The sequence below is a fragment of the Streptomyces sp. NPDC002926 genome (genome assembly GCF_053591755.1).
Genome location: NZ_JBSFUK010000010.1, coordinates 158,170 through 179,933 on the forward strand (window position 1 = coordinate 158,170; position 21,764 = coordinate 179,933).

Annotated in this window: 12 protein-coding genes and 1 riboswitch; all 12 genes read left to right on the forward strand. The window is 69.0% G+C overall.

What is annotated here, in order from left to right; genetic code table 11:
• The first annotated feature begins 228 nt into the window (after positions 1–228).
• The 12 genes from ACWDZ6_RS18565 to ACWDZ6_RS18620 all read left to right on the forward strand — a co-directional run bounded on the left by ACWDZ6_RS18565 (position 229) and on the right by ACWDZ6_RS18620 (position 21,691).
• Complete coding sequence (locus tag ACWDZ6_RS18565) at positions 229–9,894, forward strand: polymorphic toxin-type HINT domain-containing protein (protein WP_451503717.1); 9,666 nt, start codon at positions 229–231, stop codon at positions 9,892–9,894.
• A complete protein-coding gene (locus tag ACWDZ6_RS18570) occupies positions 9,881–10,345 on the forward strand; it encodes an SUKH-3 domain-containing protein (protein WP_451503718.1) in 465 nt (154 codons plus the stop codon). The genes ACWDZ6_RS18565 and ACWDZ6_RS18570 overlap by 14 nt, the downstream gene beginning before the upstream one ends.
• A gap of 347 nt (positions 10,346–10,692) precedes the next feature.
• On the forward strand, positions 10,693–11,343 hold the full coding sequence (locus ACWDZ6_RS18575) for a SurA N-terminal domain-containing protein (RefSeq protein ID WP_451503719.1): 651 nt from the start codon (positions 10,693–10,695) through the stop codon (positions 11,341–11,343).
• Between the two features lie 22 nt (positions 11,344–11,365).
• Positions 11,366–12,370 (forward strand): nucleoside triphosphate pyrophosphohydrolase, encoded by a 1,005-nt coding sequence (locus ACWDZ6_RS18580; protein WP_451503720.1) that lies wholly within the window; start codon positions 11,366–11,368, stop codon positions 12,368–12,370.
• Positions 12,371–12,582: 212 nt separating this feature from the next.
• Positions 12,583–14,421: a pentapeptide repeat-containing protein gene (locus ACWDZ6_RS18585; protein WP_451503721.1), complete on the forward strand. Its 1,839-nt coding sequence runs from the start codon at positions 12,583–12,585 to the stop codon at positions 14,419–14,421.
• Positions 14,422–14,502: 81 nt separating this feature from the next.
• Positions 14,503–15,771 (forward strand): cytochrome P450 family protein, encoded by a 1,269-nt coding sequence (locus ACWDZ6_RS18590; protein ID WP_451503722.1) that lies wholly within the window; start codon positions 14,503–14,505, stop codon positions 15,769–15,771.
• A 165-nt stretch (positions 15,772–15,936) separates the two neighbouring features.
• On the forward strand, positions 15,937–16,827 hold the full coding sequence (locus tag ACWDZ6_RS18595) for a transglycosylase family protein (protein ID WP_451503723.1): 891 nt from the start codon (positions 15,937–15,939) through the stop codon (positions 16,825–16,827).
• 266 nt (positions 16,828–17,093) lie between these two features.
• Positions 17,094–17,276, forward strand: a riboswitch (cyclic di-AMP (ydaO/yuaA leader).
• 3 nt (positions 17,277–17,279) lie between these two features.
• Positions 17,280–17,963 (forward strand): transglycosylase family protein, encoded by a 684-nt coding sequence (locus tag ACWDZ6_RS18600; RefSeq protein ID WP_366731847.1) that lies wholly within the window; start codon positions 17,280–17,282, stop codon positions 17,961–17,963.
• Positions 17,964–18,260: 297 nt separating this feature from the next.
• A complete protein-coding gene (gene eno / locus ACWDZ6_RS18605; protein WP_326650368.1) occupies positions 18,261–19,547 on the forward strand; it encodes a phosphopyruvate hydratase in 1,287 nt (428 codons plus the stop codon).
• Between the two features lie 138 nt (positions 19,548–19,685).
• On the forward strand, positions 19,686–20,159 hold the full coding sequence (locus ACWDZ6_RS18610) for an FtsB family cell division protein (RefSeq protein WP_451503724.1): 474 nt from the start codon (positions 19,686–19,688) through the stop codon (positions 20,157–20,159).
• A gap of 24 nt (positions 20,160–20,183) precedes the next feature.
• Positions 20,184–20,780, forward strand: coding sequence for a DUF501 domain-containing protein (locus ACWDZ6_RS18615; protein WP_451503725.1), 597 nt, complete (start codon positions 20,184–20,186; stop codon positions 20,778–20,780).
• Positions 20,777–21,691, forward strand: coding sequence for a Ppx/GppA phosphatase family protein (locus ACWDZ6_RS18620; protein ID WP_389182355.1), 915 nt, complete (start codon positions 20,777–20,779; stop codon positions 21,689–21,691). Before ACWDZ6_RS18615 ends, ACWDZ6_RS18620 begins: the two co-directional genes overlap by 4 nt.
• Positions 21,692–21,764 lie beyond the last annotated feature (73 nt).

The window sequence follows — 21,764 nt, forward strand, 5'->3', positions numbered from 1 at the left end:
GGCTCCAAGGCGGCGGAAGCCCCCCCATGTCAGCTGTGCCGCATGTGGCGACCACGAAACACTATGGCCGGGCGTGGGAAGGAAGATCACGACGAAATAACGCTCAGGTGAATGGTCTACACAAGCAGTCGACATGGTCATCACAAACAGTCAGGCTCCTTTTGCTCATTGACTCTTCGTCCTGTGGGGGGACCGCCGGTGTACCGGAGACTCGCGCGCAATTTCCTGATGACCAGGCTGCGCCGCAGCAGATGGTCGAAGGTCATCGGCGTCGCAGTCGCGATGGTGATCGCTGTCGGCTCACTGGCCGTGGCCGGCACTGGTTTCCCGTTCTTCCCCGATCCGCTGCCCGCCGCCAAGGGCCCCGGCCAGCGCTGGGGCAGCGCGGAGGGGCGCGGCCATGTCGCGGGCGGTGGGAGCAACACCGAGGCACCGCAGTCCCTGCGCGCCAAGTACCCGCTGAAGAGTCCGGCGGCGGCCAGGCCCGCGGCCGGGCGGAACACCGTCGCGGTGGGCACCGCGCCCGCTGCCAAGGTCAAGGGCTTCGACCGCAAGACCAGCAAGGAGATCGTCTCCGAGCGGGACGCGCGCAGCCGTACGTACGCCAACGAGGACGGCACCCGCACCAGCGAGCTTTCCACCACGCCCATCAATTACCGGGACGCGCACGGTGTTTGGCGTCCCATCGACGCCAACCTGGTCGAGCGGAACGGCAACTGGGTCAACACCGCCGACTCGGTGGACCTGCGGATCGCGGACCGCGCGGACGCGGCGCAGCTCGCCGCCGTCACCCTGCCCTCGGGCGAGTCCTTCGGCTACGGGCTGAGCGGCGCGGCCGCCGTCAGGGGCAGCGCGGAGGGCAGCCGGGTCTCGTACGAGAAGGTTCTGCCCGGCACCGACCTGTGGCTGGACTCGCAGGCGGGCGGCGTCAAGGAGACCCTTGTCCTGCGCTCCCCGGATGCCCCCGGAAGCTTCGTCTTCCCGCTCAGCCTGAGCGGACTCACGGCGAAGGCCAGTGCAGAAACGATTGTTCTCGCCGACGCCGAAGGCCGTACCAAGGCCGTCGTCCCGGCCGGCTTCATGGAGGACGCCAAAGGCGCGGTCTCGCACGCCGTCCGCTACGAACTGATCCAGCAGAGCGGCGGCCAGGCGCTCAAGGTCGGCGTCGATGCCGGCTGGCTCGCCGACCCGGCCCGTGCCTTCCCGGTCCGCGTCGACCCGTCCGTCGACACGACGGCCGCCTCCACCTCCATGTATGTCAGGAACGGCGGCGGCTCCGTCGTCGGCTCCAGCGAACTCCAGGTCGGCAAGAGCCCCACCGGCGCCACCTACTCCTTCCTCGGTTTCCCCGGCCTGGACGAGGAGTTGAAGCACCACAGGATCTTCGGCACGCAGCTGCAGATCGTGAACTTCGATTCGGCGTCCTGCAAGCCGCGTTCCGTCTCCGTCCACCCGGTGACCGGCGCCTGGACGGCCGGCACCGGCACTTCCTATCCCGGGCCCTCGGTGGGCCCGGCCCTCGCATCGAAGTCCTTCGCGTACGGCTATGTCGCCTTCGGACAGTCGCAGTCCGCCTGCCCCGCCGCCGGTGAGCTGTTCGACCTCGGCAAGGGCGGCCGCGACCTCGTGCAGCGCTGGGTTGACGGCTCCCAGCCCAACTACGGTCTGTCGCTGCGCGCTTCGGCCACCGACTCGCTCTCCTTCAAGAAGCTGACCGGCCACTCCACGGCCAACCCGCCGAAGCTGTTCGTCACGCACTCGCCGTACAGCGCGGCCTACGCCTTCCCCAAGCCCGTTCCGGACCCGCCGGTCCTGCAGAACCAGGCCGGCAAGGTGAAGGTCACCGTCACCAACAAGGGCGCGGAGACCTGGACGCCGAGCACGTACTACCTCGCGTACCGGGCCTACGACTCCAAGGGAAAGCTGGTCACCCAGCAGCGCGCCGCCAACCTGACCGGCAACGTGGCCTACGGCGGGAAGACCACCGTGGACGCGACGATCAAGGCGCTGCCGCCGGGCACGTACATGCTCGACTTCACGATGGTGCGGCAGGGCGGCAAGGTCTTCACCGACGAGCAGGTGCCGCCGGGCCGGCTGACTCTGCAGGTCTTCGACATCGCGCCGGTGGTCAAGGAGCAGTACCCGCCGAACGGTTACCAGGCGCAGACGCTGACCCCGCAGCTGTGGGCGAGCGGTGTGGACATCGATGCGCCGCCCGGCTCCGCGCTCCAGTACAAGTACGAGATCTGTGAGGCGGACAAGGACGGCAAGCCGACCGGCTGCACCACCTCCGCCTACCAGACGAGCTCGGCCTATCCGATTCCCGCCGGACGGCTGAAGTGGGGCAAGACCTATCTGTGGCGCGGCTTCGTCAAGGACGCCTCCAACGAGGTGCCGACCGCGCAGATCGCGCTGGTCGCCGCCGTGCCGCAGCCGGAGATCACCTCACGGCTCTCGGAGGCGCAGGGCAAGGAGTTCGACCCGAACGTCGGTAACTTCACCAGCGCGGCGATCGACGCCTCGGCCACCGGTGTGGGCCCCGAGCTCACCCTCGTACGGACATACAACAGCCTCGACCCGCGCCGTGATCTCGCCTTCGGCGCCGGCTGGTCGACCCGCTACGACATGCGGCTCACACCCGACGACGACGGCACCGGCAATGTCGTCATCCGCTACCCGGACGGCCAGGACGTCCGCTTCGGCAAGAACACGGACGGCACCTTCGCACCGCCGCCCGGCCGTTTCGCCAAGCTGACCTTCGACTCCACGGCCAACACCTACAAGCTCCAGGACAAGTCCGGCACGAGCTACGACTTCAGCACCACGGGACTGCTGACCAAGGTCACCGACCAGTACTCCAACGCCGTCACCTACACCTACAGCGGCGGCAGGCTGTCGACCGCGGTCAACGCCCGCAACAGCCGTTCGCTCACCTTCACCTGGACCGGTCCGCATGTCACCAAGGTGTCGACGAACGCCGTCGACGGAGCGGCGCTGAGCTGGAACTACAGCTACACCGGCGATCTGCTGGACAAGGTCTGCGATCCGCAGGGCGGCTGCACGCAGTACACGCACAGCACGGGCAGCCACTACGGCACCAGCGTGCTGGACTCCCGTCCCGAGTCGTACTGGCGCCTCGGCGAGGACGAGGGCGCCGCCGCGAACAGCACCATCGAGGCCAACCTCGGCAAGGACCGCGGCACGTACTCCAACGTCACGCTGGGCGCGGCCGGTGCCATCACCGGTGACCCCGGTACCGCGGCCACCTTCAACGGCACCACCTCACGCGTCGACCTGCCCAACGGCACCCTGAAGAAAGCCCGCGACGCGGCCGTCGAGGTGTGGTTCAAGACCATCGCGACCGGTGTCGGCGGACCGCTCGTCGGCTACCAGAACAAGGCGTGGGGCACCGCCCCCGGCGTCGGAGTCCCGGCACTGTACGTCGGCACGGACGGAAAGCTGCGCGGCCAGTTCTGGACCGGCACCGTCGCCCCGATCACCGACATCACCAAGAATGTCAACGACGGCAAGTGGCACCACGCCGTCCTGTCGGCATCCGGCTCCACACAGAGCCTCTACCTGGACGGCAAGCTCTCCGGCACCCTCTCCGGCCAGCTCGTCCAGAGCGATCTGACGTACAACCAGATCGGCTCGGCGCATGCGAGCACGCCGGCCTCCTGGCCCGGCTGGGGCGCCACCGGCGCCAAGTCCTTCGCGGGCACCATCGACGACGTCGCCGTCTACCACCACCCGCTGGGCTCCTCCGCCGTCGCCGGCCACTACCGCGAGGGCGGCCGCGCCGCCGACGTCCTGACGAAGACGACGCTGCCCTCGGGCCGTATCGCCTCCGAGGTGCAGTACGACACCACCCGCGACCGCGTCGAGGAGTACACCGACCGCAACGGCGGCACCTGGAAGATCGGCACCCCCGCCGTCTTCGGCAACGACAAGGAGCTGCGGCGCACCATCGAGGTCCACGACCCGATGGACGCCCCGTACTTCTACGAGTACGACGGCATGACCTCGCGGATGCTGCGCTACGGCGAGCCGATGGCGCTCGGCGCCCGCGAGCCCGCCACACCGTCGCCGTCCCCGTCCGGCACCAACCCGCCCGGTCAGATCTGCACCCAGCCCGACCCGGGCGACCCGGCGTTCTGCACCAACCCGCCCGGTGACGGCGGCAGCGAACCCGACTTCATCAGGCACCCTGCCGACGGCGTCGCGATCCGCCTCTTCGAGTACAACGACAACGGCTTCCAGACCGGGATCACCAGCGAGAACGGCGACAAGGTCAGCCTCGGCTACGACGACCGCGGAAATGTCACCAGCCGTACCACCTGCCGGGCCAAGGACGACTGCCAGACCTCGTACACCACCTACCCGGCGGCGACGGGCGACTTCGACCTGCGGGCCGACCAGCCCTCCGAGACCCGCGACGGCCGCTCGACCGGTCCCACGGACAACCGTTTCCGCACCCAGTACACGTACAACACGAGCGGCGCGCTGCTCCAGCAGACCGCGGCCGACGGCGGAACGGTCAAGCACACCTACACGACCGGCGTCGAGCCGGCCGTCGGTGGCGGCAACACACCCACCGGGCTGCCGCTGACCACCACCGACCCGCGCGGCAAGGTCACCCGCTACCAGTACTTCAAGAGCGGTGACCTGGCCACCGTGACCGAGCCGTCCGGCGAGGTCTCGAAGTTCACCTACGACGCGCTCGGCCGCAAGCTCACCGAGACCGGGATCAGCGACGCCCAGCCGGCCGGCGTCACGACGACCTTCACCTACGACAAGCTCTCCCGGGTCGCTTCCTCCACGGACCCGGCGGCGACCAACGCGGTCACGCTCGCCAAGCACCAGCAGAAGACGGCCACGACGTACGACGCCGACGGCAATGTGGTGCGCACCGAGATCACCGACCTGCTCGGCGGCGACCCCCCGCGGGTGATGACCTTCGAGATGGACGACCACGGCCGCCCCGAGAAGGCGATCGACGCCGAGGGCAGCGAGACGACATACACCTACGACGCCAACGGCAACAAGACCTCGATGGTCGACGCCAACGGCAACAGGTTCTCCTACGCGTACACCGCGCGGAACATGATGGCGGAGACGCGGCTGCACGACTGGGAGGACGACGGTGGCGACGACGACTACACGGTGATCCAGTCGTACGCGTACGACATGGGCGGCCGGGTCGCCCGGCACACCGACACCATGGGCCGGACCCTGAACTACGAGTACTTCGGGGACGACCTCATCAAGTCCATCACCATGAAGGACTTCCGCAACCCCGACGGCTCCAAGCGCGACATCGTCATCGAGTCCAACACCTATGACGGCGCGGGAAACGTCCTGACGGAGACGGCCAACAACGGCAAGCTCGTAACGCAGCACACATACGACGCCGTGGGCCGCGAGAAGTCGGTGGTCACCGACCCGAACGGGCTCGCCCGGCGCACCACGTTCACCTACGACCTCGCCGGCAATGTGGAGACCTCCGCGTCCAACGGCGCGCCCTCCAATGTGCCGTGGCCGACGAGCGTGACCCCCGAGACGGTCCGCTATGTCTACGACGACTCGGGCAACGCGAAGCAGGAGACGATCGAGAACGGATCCGACTCCCGCACCACGGTCTACGACTACGACCAGCGCGGCCTGATCAAGGCCAAGACCGACCCGGCGGGCAGCAGGACGGAGTACGGCTACGACGAGCTGGGCCGCTCGATCTCCACCAAGGCACCTGCCGTCCGGACCGAGTCCAACGGCAGCGCACCCGTGACGTCCCAGCCGATGACCTACACCGGCTACGACACCTACGGTGCGGTGACCGAGTCGGTGGACGCTCTGGGCAACACCAACCGCTCGACGTACGACCGACTGGGCCGGGTGCTGACCAGCACCGCGCCCTCCTACACGCCCCCCGGTTCGACCGAGACGATCACTCCCAGCACCAGCAGCACGTACGACGCTCTCGGCAATGTCGTGGAATCGACCGATCCGCTGGGCCGGGTCACCAAGTTCACCTATGACCGCCAGAACAGGATGACGGTCAAGGACGTACCGGTCGGCACGGGCGACGAGCGCGCCCAGTGGAAGTACACCTACACCCGCACCGGCGAGGTGCTCACGGTCACCGATCCGAACGGGTCGCGCGCCGAGACCACTTACGACGACCTGGACCGGCCGGTCACCTCGACACAGATCGAGCGGAAGCCGGTGCCCGGCGCCTTCACCACCCGCCACGAGTATGACGACGCGGGCAATGTGGTGAAGCAGACCGCGCCGGGCGGCGGCGTCAGCCTGTTCACGTATGACGCGCTCGGGCAGATGACGCGGATGGCCGACCCGTCCGGAGTGCTCACCCAGCTCGGCTACGACATGACCGGCCGCGAGGTGCGTCGCACCGACGGCCTGGGCCGTACCTCGTCCAAGCTTTACGACGGCCTCGGCCAGCTGGTCCAGGACGCGGACCTGGATCCGACCAACAGCCAGTTGCGCAAGGTGGGTTACGGCTACGACAAGGCCGGCAACCTCATCAGCTCGACCGACCCGCTCCAGCGGGTGACGACCTACGCCTATGACGCGCTGGGCCGGCTCAGCAGCCAGACCGAGCCGGTCTCGGCCACCAAGTCGATCACCACGTCGTTCGGCTACGACGCGGTGGGCAACCGCACCCGCTACACAGACGGCCGCGGCAACAGGACGCTCTACACGGTCAACACCCTCGGGCTGCCGGAGTCGGTGATCGAACCGTCCACCGCGCGCGATCCGTCGCCGGAGGCCCGCACCTGGACGACGGCGTACGACAAGCTCGGCCAGGCGGTGAAGCTGACCGCGCCGGGCGGGGTGGTGCGCGAGCGTGAGTACGACAAGGCCGGGGAGCTCGTTCGCGAGACCGGGACGGGAGCCGAGGCTGCCACCCCGGAGAAGAGGTTCCAGTACGACCCGGCGGGCCGCCTCACCAGGGCGTCGTCCCCCAAGGGCGACAACACCTACGAGTACAACGACCGCGGCTCGCTGCTGAAGGCGGACGGCCCCTCGGGCAAGGCGGAGTACGGGTACAACAACGACGCACAGCTCACCAGCCGCACCGACGCATCCGGCACGGCGACCTTCGGCTACGTCAAGCAGCAGCTGAACTCGCAGACGGACCCGCTCACGGGCGCGTCCCAGACCTACGGATACGACGGCGCGGGCGCGGTCAAGTCGATCAACTACGGTGCGGGGCAGTCGCGTTCCTTCACGTACGACGATCTGGGCCGCCTCGACACCGACACGGTGAAGAGCAGCGGCGGCGCCACGGTGGCTGCCACCGACTACGGCTACGACACCGACGACCACCTCACGTCGAAGAAGACCGCCGGAACAGCCAAGGCCGGGGAGAACACCTACGGCTACGACGACGCGGGCCGGCTCACCTCCTGGACGGGCGACGGCAGGACGACTGAATACGACTGGGACGACAGCGGAAACCGCGTCAGGAACGGTGCCAAGACGTCGACGTTCGACGAGCGCAACCGGCTGCTGTCCGACGGGGACTACACCTACGACCACACCCCGCGCGGCACGCTGGCCACGCGTACGAGTGCGGGTCTGACCGAGAACTTCACCTTCGACGCCTTCGACCGCATGACCAGGGCGGGCGAGTCCGGCACGGAGTACACCTACGACTCGATGGACCGCGTGGCGTCCCGCAACAACGCGGACTTCAGCTATGCGGGCTTCTCGCCGGACCCGGTGAAGGACAACAACTCCACCTACGGCCGCGGCGCGGCCGACGAACTCCTCTCGGTCGCCGAGAGCGGCGGCCCGGCCCAGCTGACGGTCTCCGACAAGCACGGTGACGTGGTCGGCGGCATGTCGCCGACGGACGGCGCGGCGGCGTCCCTGGCCCAGTCGGCGGCGTTCGATCCGTTCGGCCAGTCCATCGCCACGACGGACATGGCGGGCAACGCCGGCTACCAGGGCGACTACACCGACCCGGCCACCGACCAGGTGAACATGGGGGCGCGCTGGTACGACCCGGGCACGGGCGCGTTCGACTCGCGCGACTCGTACAACTACGCCTCGGGCGCGTCGGTCCTGGCCAACCGGTACACGTACGGCGCCGGCGCACCGATGGACTACACCGACCCGGACGGCCACTGGCCGAGCTGCGGCTGGTGCAAGAAGGCCTGGAACAAGGTCAAGAAGAACAAGTACGTGCGCGCCGCGTACAAGGGCGCCAAGGCAGTGGTGAACGCCGTGGTCTACACGGTGCGCCACCCGCTCTCGGCGCTGAGGATCGCAGCCAGGTATGTGGGCGCGGCGGCCAGGTACGTGTACGAGAAGTCGGGCCTGAAGCGAGTCGTCGACGCCGGCATCAGGGTCGCGAAGGACATCGGCCGCAGAACCGGCCTCACCGAGTGGGCGAAGGAGAAGGCCGCGCAGGCCCGCCAGGCGTACCACGAGGCGAGAGCGGCGATCACCCGCAAGGCCAAGGAAGCGGTCGCCTACGCGGCCAAGCACAACCCGATCCCGGAGATCATCGCCGCGGCGAAACCGCTGATGGCGGTCGCCAAGGCCATCGTCACGGCCGACCCGAACCTTCCGGCGATCCTCGTCGGCGCGGCGCGCGATGTGATCGCGGACGTGGCCAAGGCGGCGGACTCGATCCGCGACGCGGTGGTCGCACAGGTCGGCGCGGTCGTCGAGGACGTCAGGGACGCGGTCGACTGGGGCGCGGTCTGGGACGGCGTCAAGACGGTCGGCAATGTGATCGGCGAGGTCACCGGTTTCAACGACATCAAGAACTGCGTCACCAAGGGCGACATGGAGGCATGCGCCTGGGCGGTCGCGACGGTGGCGGGCATGGCGCTCGGCGGCGCGGGCGCGGGGCTGGTCCGGGCGGCGAAGGCCGGGCGGATGGGCATGAAGGCGGCGAAGTACGCCGACGACATCGTCAAGGCCGCGAACAAGCTCGACAAGGCGGCTGAGAAGGCCGAGGACGTGGCCGACCGGGTCGAGTCGGCGGTCGAGTGCGTACAGCTCGCCTCCGACCTGGTCGGGAACAGCTTTGTGCCAGGCACCGAAGTGGTGATGGCCGACGGCACCCGCAAACCGATTGAGCAGGTCCAGGTCGGTGACCAGGTGATGGCCACCGACCCGACGACCGGCAAGACCTCCCATCGGGAGGTCACCGACACGATCGAGGGCAAGGGCCTGAAGAGGCTGGTCAGGCTCACGGTCGATACTGACGGCGACAAGGGCGGGGCGACCGACAAGATCACCGCGACAGAGGGCCACCCCTTCTGGGTCCCCTCGCTCGGCAAGTGGCTCAAGGCCGGCGAACTCAGGCCGGGCCAGTGGCTCCAGACGGGCAGCGGCACCAGGGTCCAGGTGGAGTCGGTCCAGGCATGGACGCAGCAGGCGACGGTCTACAACCTGAGCGTCGACACCGCCCATACGTACTTTGTGGCGGCCGGTGCGGCCACGGCTCTCGTCCACAATTGCCTCAGCGCCAAGCCAGGTCGGGCGCGGGACGGGTCTACCCTCGAGGACTATGCAAGGGTCAACCGTGGGGCGAATCAGGATTCCACTCCGGATTTCGTCACGGAATACACAGCTCCGTCCGGCAACAGGTACTACGGGCGTACGACCAAACCTCACGTCGACATAGAGCCGGGATCGCATCTTGATGACGCGATGCGGACGCATCACGGCGGGTGTGCCGAAGTGTGTGCGGTGAATGAGGCGCAGAAGGCCGAAGGCGGTTTGGCCATCTACGGAGGGTCGTTCCGCACGCTGCGAGTCAGGCCCACAGGGTCGCCGATGGAGAGCGGAACGCCTGCCGCTCCCTGCGAGGACTTCTGCCAGCCGTTGATCGGGAGGATTTATGGAGCATTCTGACGGTCTTCTGCCGGCAGGGAGTGCAGTCTCATCCGCCTTGATGTCGGCCGGCTGGCACAGAGGCCGAAGGGTCGATGCGTCCGCGTGGGTCGACACCTTGGAGGCGGCGGGTTTCGAGGTTCATGATCTGGCCCGCCTGTTGTGGGAGGAGTTCGGCGGGCTGCTGATCCGCAGTTCCAAGGAGCGCGACCCAGGGTCGTCTCTCCGGGTGGATCCCGTGGATGCGTGCATCGATTCACTGAGTGAGTCGGCCAGGCTGCGCGAAAACTATGGAGAGGTCTTCTCCCCGTTGGGCATGTGGTCGATCCAGTACAGGTCCTATGTCTCGGCCAGTGGTCGGGTTCTGGCGATCGGACCGGGGCTCGAGTGGGAATTGGGCAGGAACTTCGGTGAAGCGCTGGAGTTCGTGGTCTGCGGCGGGCACGAAGCTCGGATCGTGAGGCGGTTGTGAAACCGCAGAGCCCGTTCCGGCCGGGTGTGACGAGCACCGGTCGGAACGGAGGCAGGCCGTGCCGGCCGGGCGACATGTTGTCGAAGGACCGGCTGATGCCGTGCAGCGGGTAGCAGCGGCTGCCGCCCAGTTCACCGGTCTCGACCGGCAGCGCTTCGAGTATTTCCGGTCCGCCCTTGCCGCCCGCCTGAAGCGGCATCGGTCGTAGCGGCGGCGGTCCGTCGCACGTGCATCCGCAACCGTGGGCGAATCGTTCGGCGAATCAGTGGCCCAGGTCACCAAGACTGCCTACCATCGATCACCGCAGGGTCTTGTGCACCGAAGCACAATCACGCCGGGAGGCTCCTTTGCACCGCCGCCGTCGCACCGCGCTCATCGTCTCCGCCGCGCTCCTCACCGCCGCGCCCGTCCTCTCCGCCTGCGGCAGTGACGCGCACCCAGGGGCCGCCGCCGTCGTCGGGGGCGAGCGGATCGAGGTGGCCACCGTCCAGGCGAAGGTGAAGGACGTACGCGCCGCCCAGCAGCGCTCCCCGCAGTCCGCCCAGCTCATCAAGGACAGCGGGCAGCTCAGCCGCGCCAAGCTCTACGACCTCATCGTCGACCAGGTCGTCCAGCGCGCCGCCGACGATGCCGGCGTCAAGGTCAGCCGTAAGGAAGTCCAGGACGGCCGGGCCACCCTGGCCAAGCAGTCCGGTGGCGAGGAGCAGCTCTCCGCCATGTATCTGCAGCAGCGCGGTGTCGCTCCGGCCCAGCTCGATGGCGTCGTACGCCGCGACATCCTGGTGAACAAGCTCGCCGTCTCCCTCGGCGCGACGAACACCCCCGAGGGTCAGCAGAAGCTCAACCAGGCCTTCACGGCCGCCGCCAAGGCGCTGCACATCGACGTCAACCCGCGCTACGGCGCCTGGGACAACCAGAAGCTCGAGCTCGGCAGCTACAAGGCGCCCTGGATCACCCAGGTCACCAAGGAGCCGGAGCCCGTCGAGGCGGGCGCGTAACGGTGCGAGGTAGGTTCGACGGGTGACCACAGAAGCGCCCGTTGCCTTTGGCCGTATCGTCCTGCTGACCGCCAGCCACCGCGTCGCGCCCGGGCTGCTGTCCTGGCCCGCGTGGCAGACGCTGCACGCCGGGGACCGGGTGCTGTGCGCAGACGAGGGGCATCCGCAGCTGCCGTATCTGCGCGACGCGGGCGTCGACGTCGAGATCGCCGCGCCCACCGCACAGGAGCTCGTCGACTTCTGCGCCGGGGGCACCTCCCGGGCCGAAGGCTCTGGGGGAGGCCGTACCGTCGTGGTCGTCCAGTCCGGCGAGGGCGACCGGGACCTGACCGACGGGCTCGCCCGGCTTGCCGGGTCCGGGCGGGTGCAGATGCCGGATCTGGAGCTGCTCCCCGGTTCGTACGACCTGCCCGGCGCACGCCTCATCGACCTCGTCCAGGTCATGGACCGGATCAGGCTCGAGTGCCCGTGGTCCTCGCAGCAGACCCACAAGGGCCTCGCCAAGTACGGCATCGAGGAGGCGTACGAACTCGTCGAGGCGATCGAGGACGGCGACCGGGACGAGCTGCGGGAGGAGCTCGGGGACGTACTCCTCCAGGTCGTCTTCCACGCGCGTATCGCGGAGGAGGATCAGGACGAGCCGTTCTCCGTCGACGACGTCGCCGGGACGATCGTGGAGAAGTTGATCCACCGCCATCCGCATGTGTTCGGTGACGAGAGCGCCGAGACGCCACAGGACGTGAAGGAGCACTGGCTCCGCACAAAGGCGGTGGAGAAGCAGCGCGACTCGGTCACGGACGGTGTGCCGCTGGGCCAGCCGGGCCTCGCGCTCGCCGCGAAGCTCGCGGGCCGGGTCCGTACCGCCGGCCTGAGCGTGGCGCGGCCCGTCGGAGAGGGCATCGGGTACGAGCTGCTGGCCCTCGCCATCCAGGCGGAGGCGGCCGGCACCGATCCGGAGGCCGCGCTGCGCGCCGCCGCCCGGGCTTACCGGGATGCGATCCGCGCGGCGGAGGGGCATGTCGGTTAGTCCCGTTGCCGGACAGTGGTGCCGCGGGGGTGCCGGCATGGGGCCACCGACGGATTCATCCACCTTCGGTTTCAGGGACTCAGGCCCCTGGCGGATCCCGCGATGATGCCGCCGGGTTCGCTGGAGTGCCGGCCAGGGACCGGTGCCGACCGAGCCGGGAAAGGTCGACCGCCTGCGGCAACCGGGCATCGGCCCGGAACGTCCCAGCGGACATGACGACCACCGGCACACCGCTCTCCTTGTCTGCGCCGACCTGGCCGTACTGCGCACGCGGTGCGGACCCGACCAGCGACCCGGTCGGCTGCCGCGGCCGTCAGGTAGAGCCGTACGGCGCATGTCTCGCTCACCTCACGAACGCCGATCGGGCCACCTACCTCGGCGCCCTGGCGCCCGGCAGCGACCTTGACCACCGCAGCACCCCCATCTCGCAGAGCCTGCTGCGGCAACTCCTGGACGCGCTCCGCGAGCCCACCACCGGACGACCCCGCCTTGGCGACGTCAGGTTCGGCGGGGCGGCGTTCTCCGACGGCGCCGGGTTCGAAGAGGTGACGTTCTCCGGTGACACCGTCTTCAGCGGGGCGACGTTCTCCGCCGACGCCCGGTTCGACGAGGCCAGGTTCTCCGGCTACGCCGCGTTCAGCGGGGCGACGTTCTCCGCCGACGCCCGGTTCGACAGGGCAATGTTCTCCGGTGACACCGTGTTCGGCGGGGCGGCGTTCTCCGACGGCGCCGGGTTCGAAGAGGCGGCGTTCTCCGGCTACGCCGGGTTCGACGAGGTGACGTTCTCCGCCGACGCCAGGTTCAACAGGGCAACGTTCTCCGGCGTCGCCGGTTTTGACGAGGCGACGTTCTCCGCCCGCGCCCGATTCGGCGGGGCGACGTTCTCCGCCCGCGCCGGCTTCGATCGGGCGACGTTCTCCGCCCGGGCCGGCTTCGACGGGGCGACGTTCGAGACGGCCTCGCAGCTGGGCCCCCTCGTCTGCAAGGGAGCCCTCGGCCTGTCCGGAGCACGGTTCGGCAGCCCCGTAACCGTCGAGGCAGCAGCAACCCGCCTCGAGTGCCGGCGAACGAGGTGGGACTCCACCGCCGCCCTTCGGCTGAGATACGCCACTGTCGACCTCAGCGACGCGGTATTCGAGTATCCGCTGAGCATCACCGCTCGGACCGCCCCCTTCACCGATACGGCCGGAACAGCCTTGGCGGAGGAGGATCTGGTCAGCAGTGATCCAAGGGTACGAATGGCGTCCCTGCGGGGAGCGGACGCGGCGCACCTGGTGCTCCACAACGTGGACCTCAGCGCCTGCCTGCTGTCCGGCACAGTGCACCTCGACCAGCTGCGGCTGGAAGGGGAATGCCGTCTTGCCCCCGCCCCGTCCGGTCTGCGACGGCATGGGCTGCTTCTTGCGCGGTGGACCGCACGGCAGACGCTGGCCGAGGAGCAGCACTGGCGTGCCGCACGGGGACGGTCGGGATGGACGGCAGCGCCGGCCGGGCTGGAGGTGGTGGGTCCGGCGGGACTGGCGCCGGTGTACCGGCAGCTGCGGAAGTCCTTCGAGGACAGCAGGAACGAGCCGGATGCCGCCGATTTCTATTACGGCGAGATGGAGATGCGACGCCACGACCACCAACGGCCCGGTGCCGAGCGCGCGCTGCTGGCTTTGTACTGGGCGATGTCCGGGTACGGTCTGCGGGCGTCGCGCGCGCTGGGCTGGCTGCTCGGTTCCATGGCTGCCACCGTGCTGGTCATGATGCTGTGGGGGCTTCCGGCGGACGATCCGAAGCCCGCCACCACCGGACGGGTGACCGGGCAGGACATCTCACTGACCACCGACAAGCCCGACCCGGTCAACCCCACCGGCCCGCTCTCCTTCCGGCTCACCTCCGATCGGTGGGAGAAGTCCCTGCGTATCGTGGTGAACTCGGTCGTCTTCCGCTCCTCGGGCCAGGACCTCACCGCCGTCGGCACCTACACCGAGATGGCATCCCGGCTGGCCGAGCCCGTGCTGCTCGGCCTCGCCGTTCTCGCCGTCCGCGGACGGGTCAAGCGGTAGGCGTGACCAACAGCATTCCGGCGCACCGCAGGTACTCGACGCGAAGCCGGGGAACGTCGCGAAGCCGGATAACGTCGGGGCGTGAATGACGCCGCATCCGCCCCCGAACTCTTCACCTGGGAGTTCGCCACCGACCCCTACCCCGCCTATGCCTGGCTGCGTGAGCACGCTCCCGTACACCGCACCCGGCTCCCCAGCGGGGTCGAGGCATGGCTGGTGACCCGGTACGCCGATGCCAAGCAGGCGCTTGCCGACCAGCGGCTGTCCAAGAACCCGCTGCACCACGCCGAGCCCGCGCACGCCAAGGGGAAGACGGGTATCCCGGGCGAGCGCAAGGCAGAGCTGATGACGCATCTGCTGAACATCGATCCGCCGGACCACACCCGGCTGAGGCGGCTGGTGTCGAAGGCGTTCACCCCGCGCCGGGTCGCCGAGTTCGCGCCGCGGGTGCAGGAGTTGACGGACCGGCTCATTGACACAATCTTCGAAAATCAGCACAGCGCGGAGAAGGGGGAGGCGGACCTCATTCATGAGTTCGCCTTCCCGCTCCCCATTTATGCCATCTGCGACATGCTCGGCGTCCCGCGTGAGGACCAGGACGACTTCCGTGACTGGGCGGGGATGATGATCCGGCACGGTGGCGGGCCGCGCGGCGGTGTCGCTCGTTCTGTGAAGAAGATGCGTGGCTATCTCGCGGAACTCATCCACCGCAAAAGGGAAGGCCTGGGGCAAGACGGGGACGACGACCTCATCTCGGGTCTGATCCGCGCCGGCGACCACGGTGAGCACCTCACCGAGAACGAAGCCGCGGCCATGGCCTTCATTCTTCTCTTCGCGGGCTTCGAGACGACGGTCAATCTCATCGGCAACGGCGTGTACGCGCTGCTGCGCAACCCGGGGCAGCGGGAGCGGCTCCAGGTCTCGCTCGCGGCGGGGGAGAGTGAGCTGCTCGAGACGGGTGTGGAGGAACTGCTGCGGTACGACGGGCCGGTGGAGCTCGCGACCTGGCGGTTCGCCACGCGGCCGCTCAGCATCGGTGGACAGGACATCGCCGCCGGTGACCCCGTCCTCGTCGTGCTCGCCGCGGCCGACCGGGACCCGGAGCGGTTCACGGACCCGGACACTCTCGACCTCTCCCGGCGCGACAACCAGCATCTCGGGTACGGGCACGGCGTCCACTACTGCCTCGGTGCGCCGCTCGCCCGGCTGGAGGGGCAGACGGCACTGGCGACGCTGCTCCGCAGGATGCCCGACTTGCGGCTTGCGGGGGATCCAGACGATTTGCGGTGGCGTGGGGGGCTCATTATGCGCGGATTGCGCACTCTGCCCGTTGAGTTCACACCTCGATGAATCTGACGGTGCGTCAAGACTGTGACTTTCACGTTATCTCCGCTGCATCGACTTGTGACTCACGTTCGAATGCCGCTACGTTCACCGTCGTCCCACCAGTCACGTCTGCGGCAGGTCCGCAGGCATGGCTGTTGTCACGTCTGTAGTCACGCGAAAGGCAACCGCATGCGCTCCGGGAACGGACGACACCGCCGACCCCGCCAGGCTCCGGCCATCGTCGTCGCGGCAGGAGTGACGGGATCGGCCATCGCCATCCCGCTGCTCGGCGCCGGGTCGGCCTCCGCCGCCGATGCCGCCACGTGGGACCGCGTCGCGGAGTGCGAGAGCGGCGGCATGTGGAGTGCCGACCTCGGCAACGGGTTCTACGGCGGTCTGCAGTTCACGCAGGAGGCCTGGCAGGACTTCGGCGGGACGGCGTACGCGCCCACCGCCGACCTCGCGAGCCGCTCCCAGCAGATCGCGGTCGCGGAGAAGGTCCTCGACGCGCAGGGTCCGCAGGCGTGGGCCACCTGTTCGCTGATCGCGGGGCTGGCCAACGACGGCGCCGCGACGGGCGTCGACCCCGGCGCCATGCCGTCGCCCGGGCAGAGTGCTCCCGCACAGTCGGCCACGACCGCGAAGCCCTCCGCCGGGGCCGCCGAGTCCGCCGAGCCGTCCGCGGACCCCTCCGCGCCGTCGACCCCCAAGGCGTCGACCCAGCCGTCCGGGTCGGCGGATCCGGGCACGGGGCAGGACGCCGACGCCGACAGCGGCACCGGAAAGCACCGTGGCACCCCGGAGGAGACAGAGCCGGGCAATACGGACAATCAACGCGAAGATGCCCGCCATGCCTCGCGGGGTGACGGTGCGGCACGTGACGAGGCCGGCAAGACAGGCAGTGCGGACGCGGTGCCCGGCGAGTACACCGTCCGCCCCGGCGACAGCCTGTGGGCCATCGCCGACGAGCAGAAGCTGGCCGGTGGCTGGTCCGCGATCTACGAGGCGAACCGGAAGACCGTCGGTATCGATCCGGACCTGATCCACCCTGGCCAGAGCCTCGATCTGGATCTGAGGTAGCGGCAGTTAGCGGATATATGTCCGAGTTTGACCAAGTGAGACATGGGTCTCTTTGTCCCAACTGACATATCTCGCCCCCCTGATTGGGTCGTTCCGCTTCTCACCTGCGAAAACGAGAGTTCCCCGAGTGGCGGAATGGGCGATTTCTCCCCGATGTTCGTCTTTGAACATCGGGGAGAGCTGTGTCTACGGTCTGAACCGCTCGCCACCGCGGGCACCACTGACCGTCACGCCGAATCCTGCCGCCGGTCGGGGGGAGCAGTCGTTCGCACAGAGCGCCGAAGGCAGGAGCGGGGGACCCAAGGTAAGTGCCGGGCCCGGCCGTTGAGAGCAGTACGCAACGGCCCACGGACCGGCTTGGGGTGAAGCCGCGCGCCACGACGCGCGGCCGGGCAACTCACTTGGCCCGAACCCGACAGCTCACCTCGCAGGCGTCGGTGAGGAGTCGTTCCATGCTGTTTTCCAGCAAGAGCAAGCACCGCCGCCCGGCCGCCTTCAATCGGACTGCCCGTATCGCCGCGCTCGCCGGTGTCACCGGTGCCGTCGTCGCCGCCCCGCTGATGGGCGCCACCTCGGCCTCCGCCGCGACCGCCTCCGAGTGGGACCGGGTCGCCCAGTGCGAGGCCGGCGGCAACTGGTCCATCAACACCGGCAACGGTTTCTACGGCGGCCTGCAGTTCTCGGCCTCCACCTGGGCCGCGTACGGCGGCACGGCGTACGCCTCCTCCGCCGACCAGGCCTCCAAGTCCCAGCAGATAGCGGTCGCCGAGAAGGTTCTGGCCGGCCAGGGCAAGGGCGCCTGGCCCAACTGCGGCGTCGGCCTGTCCAACACCCCCTTCGACGGCGGCTCCGCCGACTCCGGCACCACGCAGAAGGCGCAGCCCGCCCCGAAGCGCGCCGAGGCCCCCACCACGCGCTCCGAGCGCCCCGCCGCCCCGGTGAAGTCCGCGAAGCCCGCCGCCAAGGGTTTCAAGAAGGGTGACGGCGAGTACAAGGTGAAGGCGGGCGACACCCTCGGCACGATCGCCGAGACCCAGAAGGTCAAGGGCGGCTGGAAGAAGCTGTTCGACCTCAACAAGGACATCGTCGAGCGCGCCGACGTGATCTTCCCGGGCCAGCAGCTCCACCTGAGCTGACCCCGGGTCCCCAACGCCCCGGTCCGGCGCGTCTTCCCCCGTACGCGCCGGGCCGGGGTTCTGTCTGTCCCCGGCCGGGTTCTGTCCCCGGCCGGTACCGGTGGCCGCGAGTGTCTCCGTCGGCTCCCGTGGCGTTACCCGCAGGTAGTTCACGTGCTGTTTGTCCTGCGTCGCGAGTCTTCGCGCCGTTTTTCGTCCCAGCGGGCGGGCAACGGCCGACCGACGCCGTGGAGCCGGTTAGGCTCATGTCGCAAGGCCAAGAGACCCTGCATTCTCAGCGTCACATCCCAGAAGGAGATGCTCGTGCCGTCCATCGACGTCGTCGTAGCCCGGGAAATCCTGGACTCCCGAGGCAACCCCACGGTCGAGGTCGAGGTTGGCCTCGACGACGGCAGCACGGGCCGTGCTGCTGTTCCGTCCGGCGCCTCCACCGGTGCGTTCGAGGCTCTTGAGCTCCGCGACGGTGACCAGAACCGCTACCAGGGCAAGGGCGTGGAGAAGGCTGTCCTCGCCGTCATCGAGCAGATCGGCCCGGAGCTCGTCGGCTACGACGCCACCGAGCAGCGCCTGATCGACCAGGCGATGTTCGACCTGGACGCCACTCCGGACAAGTCCTCCCTCGGTGCCAACGCCATCCTCGGCGTCTCCCTCGCCGTCGCGCACGCCGCCTCCGAGGCGTCCGACCTGCCGCTCTTCCGCTACCTCGGCGGCCCGAACGCGCACCTGCTGCCCGTTCCGATGATGAACATCCTGAACGGCGGCTCGCACGCCGACTCCAACGTGGACATCCAGGAGTTCATGATCGCGCCGATCGGCGCCGAGTCCTTCTCCGAGGCTCTGCGCTGGGGCGCCGAGGTCTACCACACCCTCAAGTCCGTCCTGAAGACCAAGGGCCTCTCCACCGGCCTCGGCGACGAGGGCGGCTTCGCGCCGAACCTGGAGTCCAACCGCGCCGCCCTGGACCTCATCCTCGAGGCCATCAAGCAGGCCGGTTACGCCCCGGGCAAGGACATCGCGCTCGCGCTCGACGTCGCCGCGTCCGAGTTCTACAAGGACGGCCTGTACGAGTTCGAGGGCAAGTCCCGCTCCGCCGCCGAGATGACCGAGTACTACGAGGAGCTCGTGGCGGCCTACCCGCTCGTCTCCATCGAGGACCCGCTCTTCGAGGACGACTGGGCCGGCTGGAAGGTCCTCACCGACAAGCTGGGCGCCAAGGTCCAGATCGTCGGCGACGACCTGTTCGTCACCAACCCGGAGCGTCTGGCCCGCGGTATCGAGGACGGCGCCGCGAACGCCCTGCTCGTCAAGGTGAACCAGATCGGTTCGCTGACCGAGACCCTGGACGCCGTGGAGCTCGCCCAGCGCAGCGGCTTCAAGTGCATGATGTCCCACCGCTCCGGCGAGACCGAGGACGTCACCATCGCCGACCTGGCCGTTGCCACCAACTGCGGCCAGATCAAGACCGGCGCCCCGGCCCGCTCCGAGCGCGTCGCCAAGTACAACCAGCTGCTGCGTATCGAGGAGATCCTCGACGACGCCGCGGTGTACGCCGGCCGCTCCGCCTTCCCGCGCTTCAAGGGCTGATCACCGGCTGAGGCCCTGCCGTTCGCCCTTGCATCCAGAGAAGTGAATGGGTCGCAAAGGCGTAGTGAAGCCAAGCGTCCCCGGTCGCGGTCCCGTACCGTGTCCGGGGACGTATGCGCGTAAAGGGGAGGCGAGACCATGGCACGCAAAGGGGACCAGGACCGGTTCTCCACCGCGACCAGGCTGCGGCTGCTCGGCGAGCAGACCGCGGCTCGCGTCTACCGCTCCCAGAACCGCCGGCAGGACCGCCGCTCCCGGCTCACCGGCCGGGCGGCGTTTCTGACCCTGGTGATCTGCTCGCTGGTCGTGGCGCTCGCGTACCCGATGCGTCAGTACGTCTCCCAGCGCGCCGACATCGCGGACCAGAGGCGCCGGATGGGCGACGCCAAGCAGCAGGTCGAGCGGCTCAGGGACGAGAAGGCGCGCCTCCAGGACGACAGGTACGTCGAGCGGCTGGCCCGCGAGCACCTGCACTTCGTGCTCCCGGGAGAGACTGGGTACACGGTGATCGACCCGGAGGCCGCCGAGCGCCGCCGTACCGACGAAGGGGCGGCGGACCGCCCCTGGTACTCGAACGTCTGGGACGGCGTCGACAACGCCGACCGCAAGTAGCAGTCAAGTAGAACCAAGGCAGGCATGGAAACGCCCCCTCCCACCACCGACCCCACTCCGCCGACCGACGCGGACATCGCCGCGTTCAAGGAGCAGCTCGGCCGCCCGCCACGCGGTCTGCGCACGATCGCGCACCGCTGCCCGTGCGGACAGCCGGATGTCGTCGAGACCGCTCCGCGGCTCCCGGACGGCACCCCGTTCCCGACGCTGTACTACCTGACCTGCCCGCGGGCCGCGTCGGCGATCGGCACGCTCGAGGCGAACGGTGTCATGAAGGAGATGACAGACCGTCTCGCGACCGACCCGGAGCTGGCCGCCGGGTACCGCGCCGCCCACGAGGACTACATCGCGCGCCGCGACGCCATCGACGTGCTGCAGGGCTTCCCCAGCGCGGGTGGCATGCCCGACCGGGTGAAGTGCCTGCACGTGCTGGTCGCCCACTCGCTCGCGGCCGGCCCCGGGGTCAACCCGCTGGGCGACGAGGCGATCGCCCTGCTCCCCGAGTGGTGGCGCAAGGGCCCCTGTGTCGCGCCGTGCGGAGAGGTCGCGCCCGGCGGCGAAGAGGTCGCGCCCGGTGAAGAGGGGGACGTCGTGTCCGGTGAAGAAGGGGACAAGGAGTGACCCGGGTCGCCGCCATCGACTGCGGTACGAACTCCATCCGCCTCCTCGTCGCCGACGCGGACCCGGAGACGGGCGAGCTGGTCGACCTGGACCGGCGGATGATCATCGTCCGGCTGGGCCAGGGCGTGGACCGCACCGGACGGCTCGCGCCCGAGGCGCTGGAGCGGACCTTCGCCGCCTGCCGCGAGTACGCCGCCGTCATCAAGGAGCACGGTGCCGAGAAGCTCCGCTTCGTGGCCACCTCCGCCTCGCGTGATGCCGAGAACCGTGACGAGTTCGTCCGTGGCGTCATCGACATCCTCGGCGTCGAGCCCGAGGTGATCACCGGCGATCAGGAGGCGGAGTTCTCCTTCACCGGTGCCACCGGGGGCCTGCCCGGCCACGAGGAGCGTCTCGTCGTGGACATCGGGGGCGGCTCGACCGAGTTCGTCGTCGGCGAGGAGCGCGTACTGGCCGCGCGGTCGGTCGACATCGGCTGCGTACGGCTGACCGAGCGGCACATCCACAACGATCCGCCGACGGCCGCTGAGATCGCCGCGATCCGCACGGACATCCGGGCCGCGCTCGACGTGGCGGAGGAGACCGTCCCGCTCCGCGAGGCGCGCACCCTGGTCGGTCTCGCCGGATCGGTGACGACGGTCGCGGGGATCGCGCTCGGCCTCGACTCGTACGACTCGGCGAAGATCCACCACGCCCGGATCCCGTACGAGCAGGTGGTGAGGATCAGCGACACGCTGCTGGAGTCCACTCATGAACAGCGCGCCGCGTACCGGGTCATGCACCCGGGCCGGGTGGATGTCATCGGGGCCGGAGCACTGGTACTGAGGGAGATCATGGAGCGGATCGGCGCGCGCGAAGTGGTCGTCAGCGAGCACGACATCCTTGACGGGATCGCCTGGTCCGTCGCCTAGGGACCGGTCTTTCGACTGCGGCGCGACGAACTTCGTGAAGTTCTTCACAAGGAATTCGGCCATGTTGGGGGCC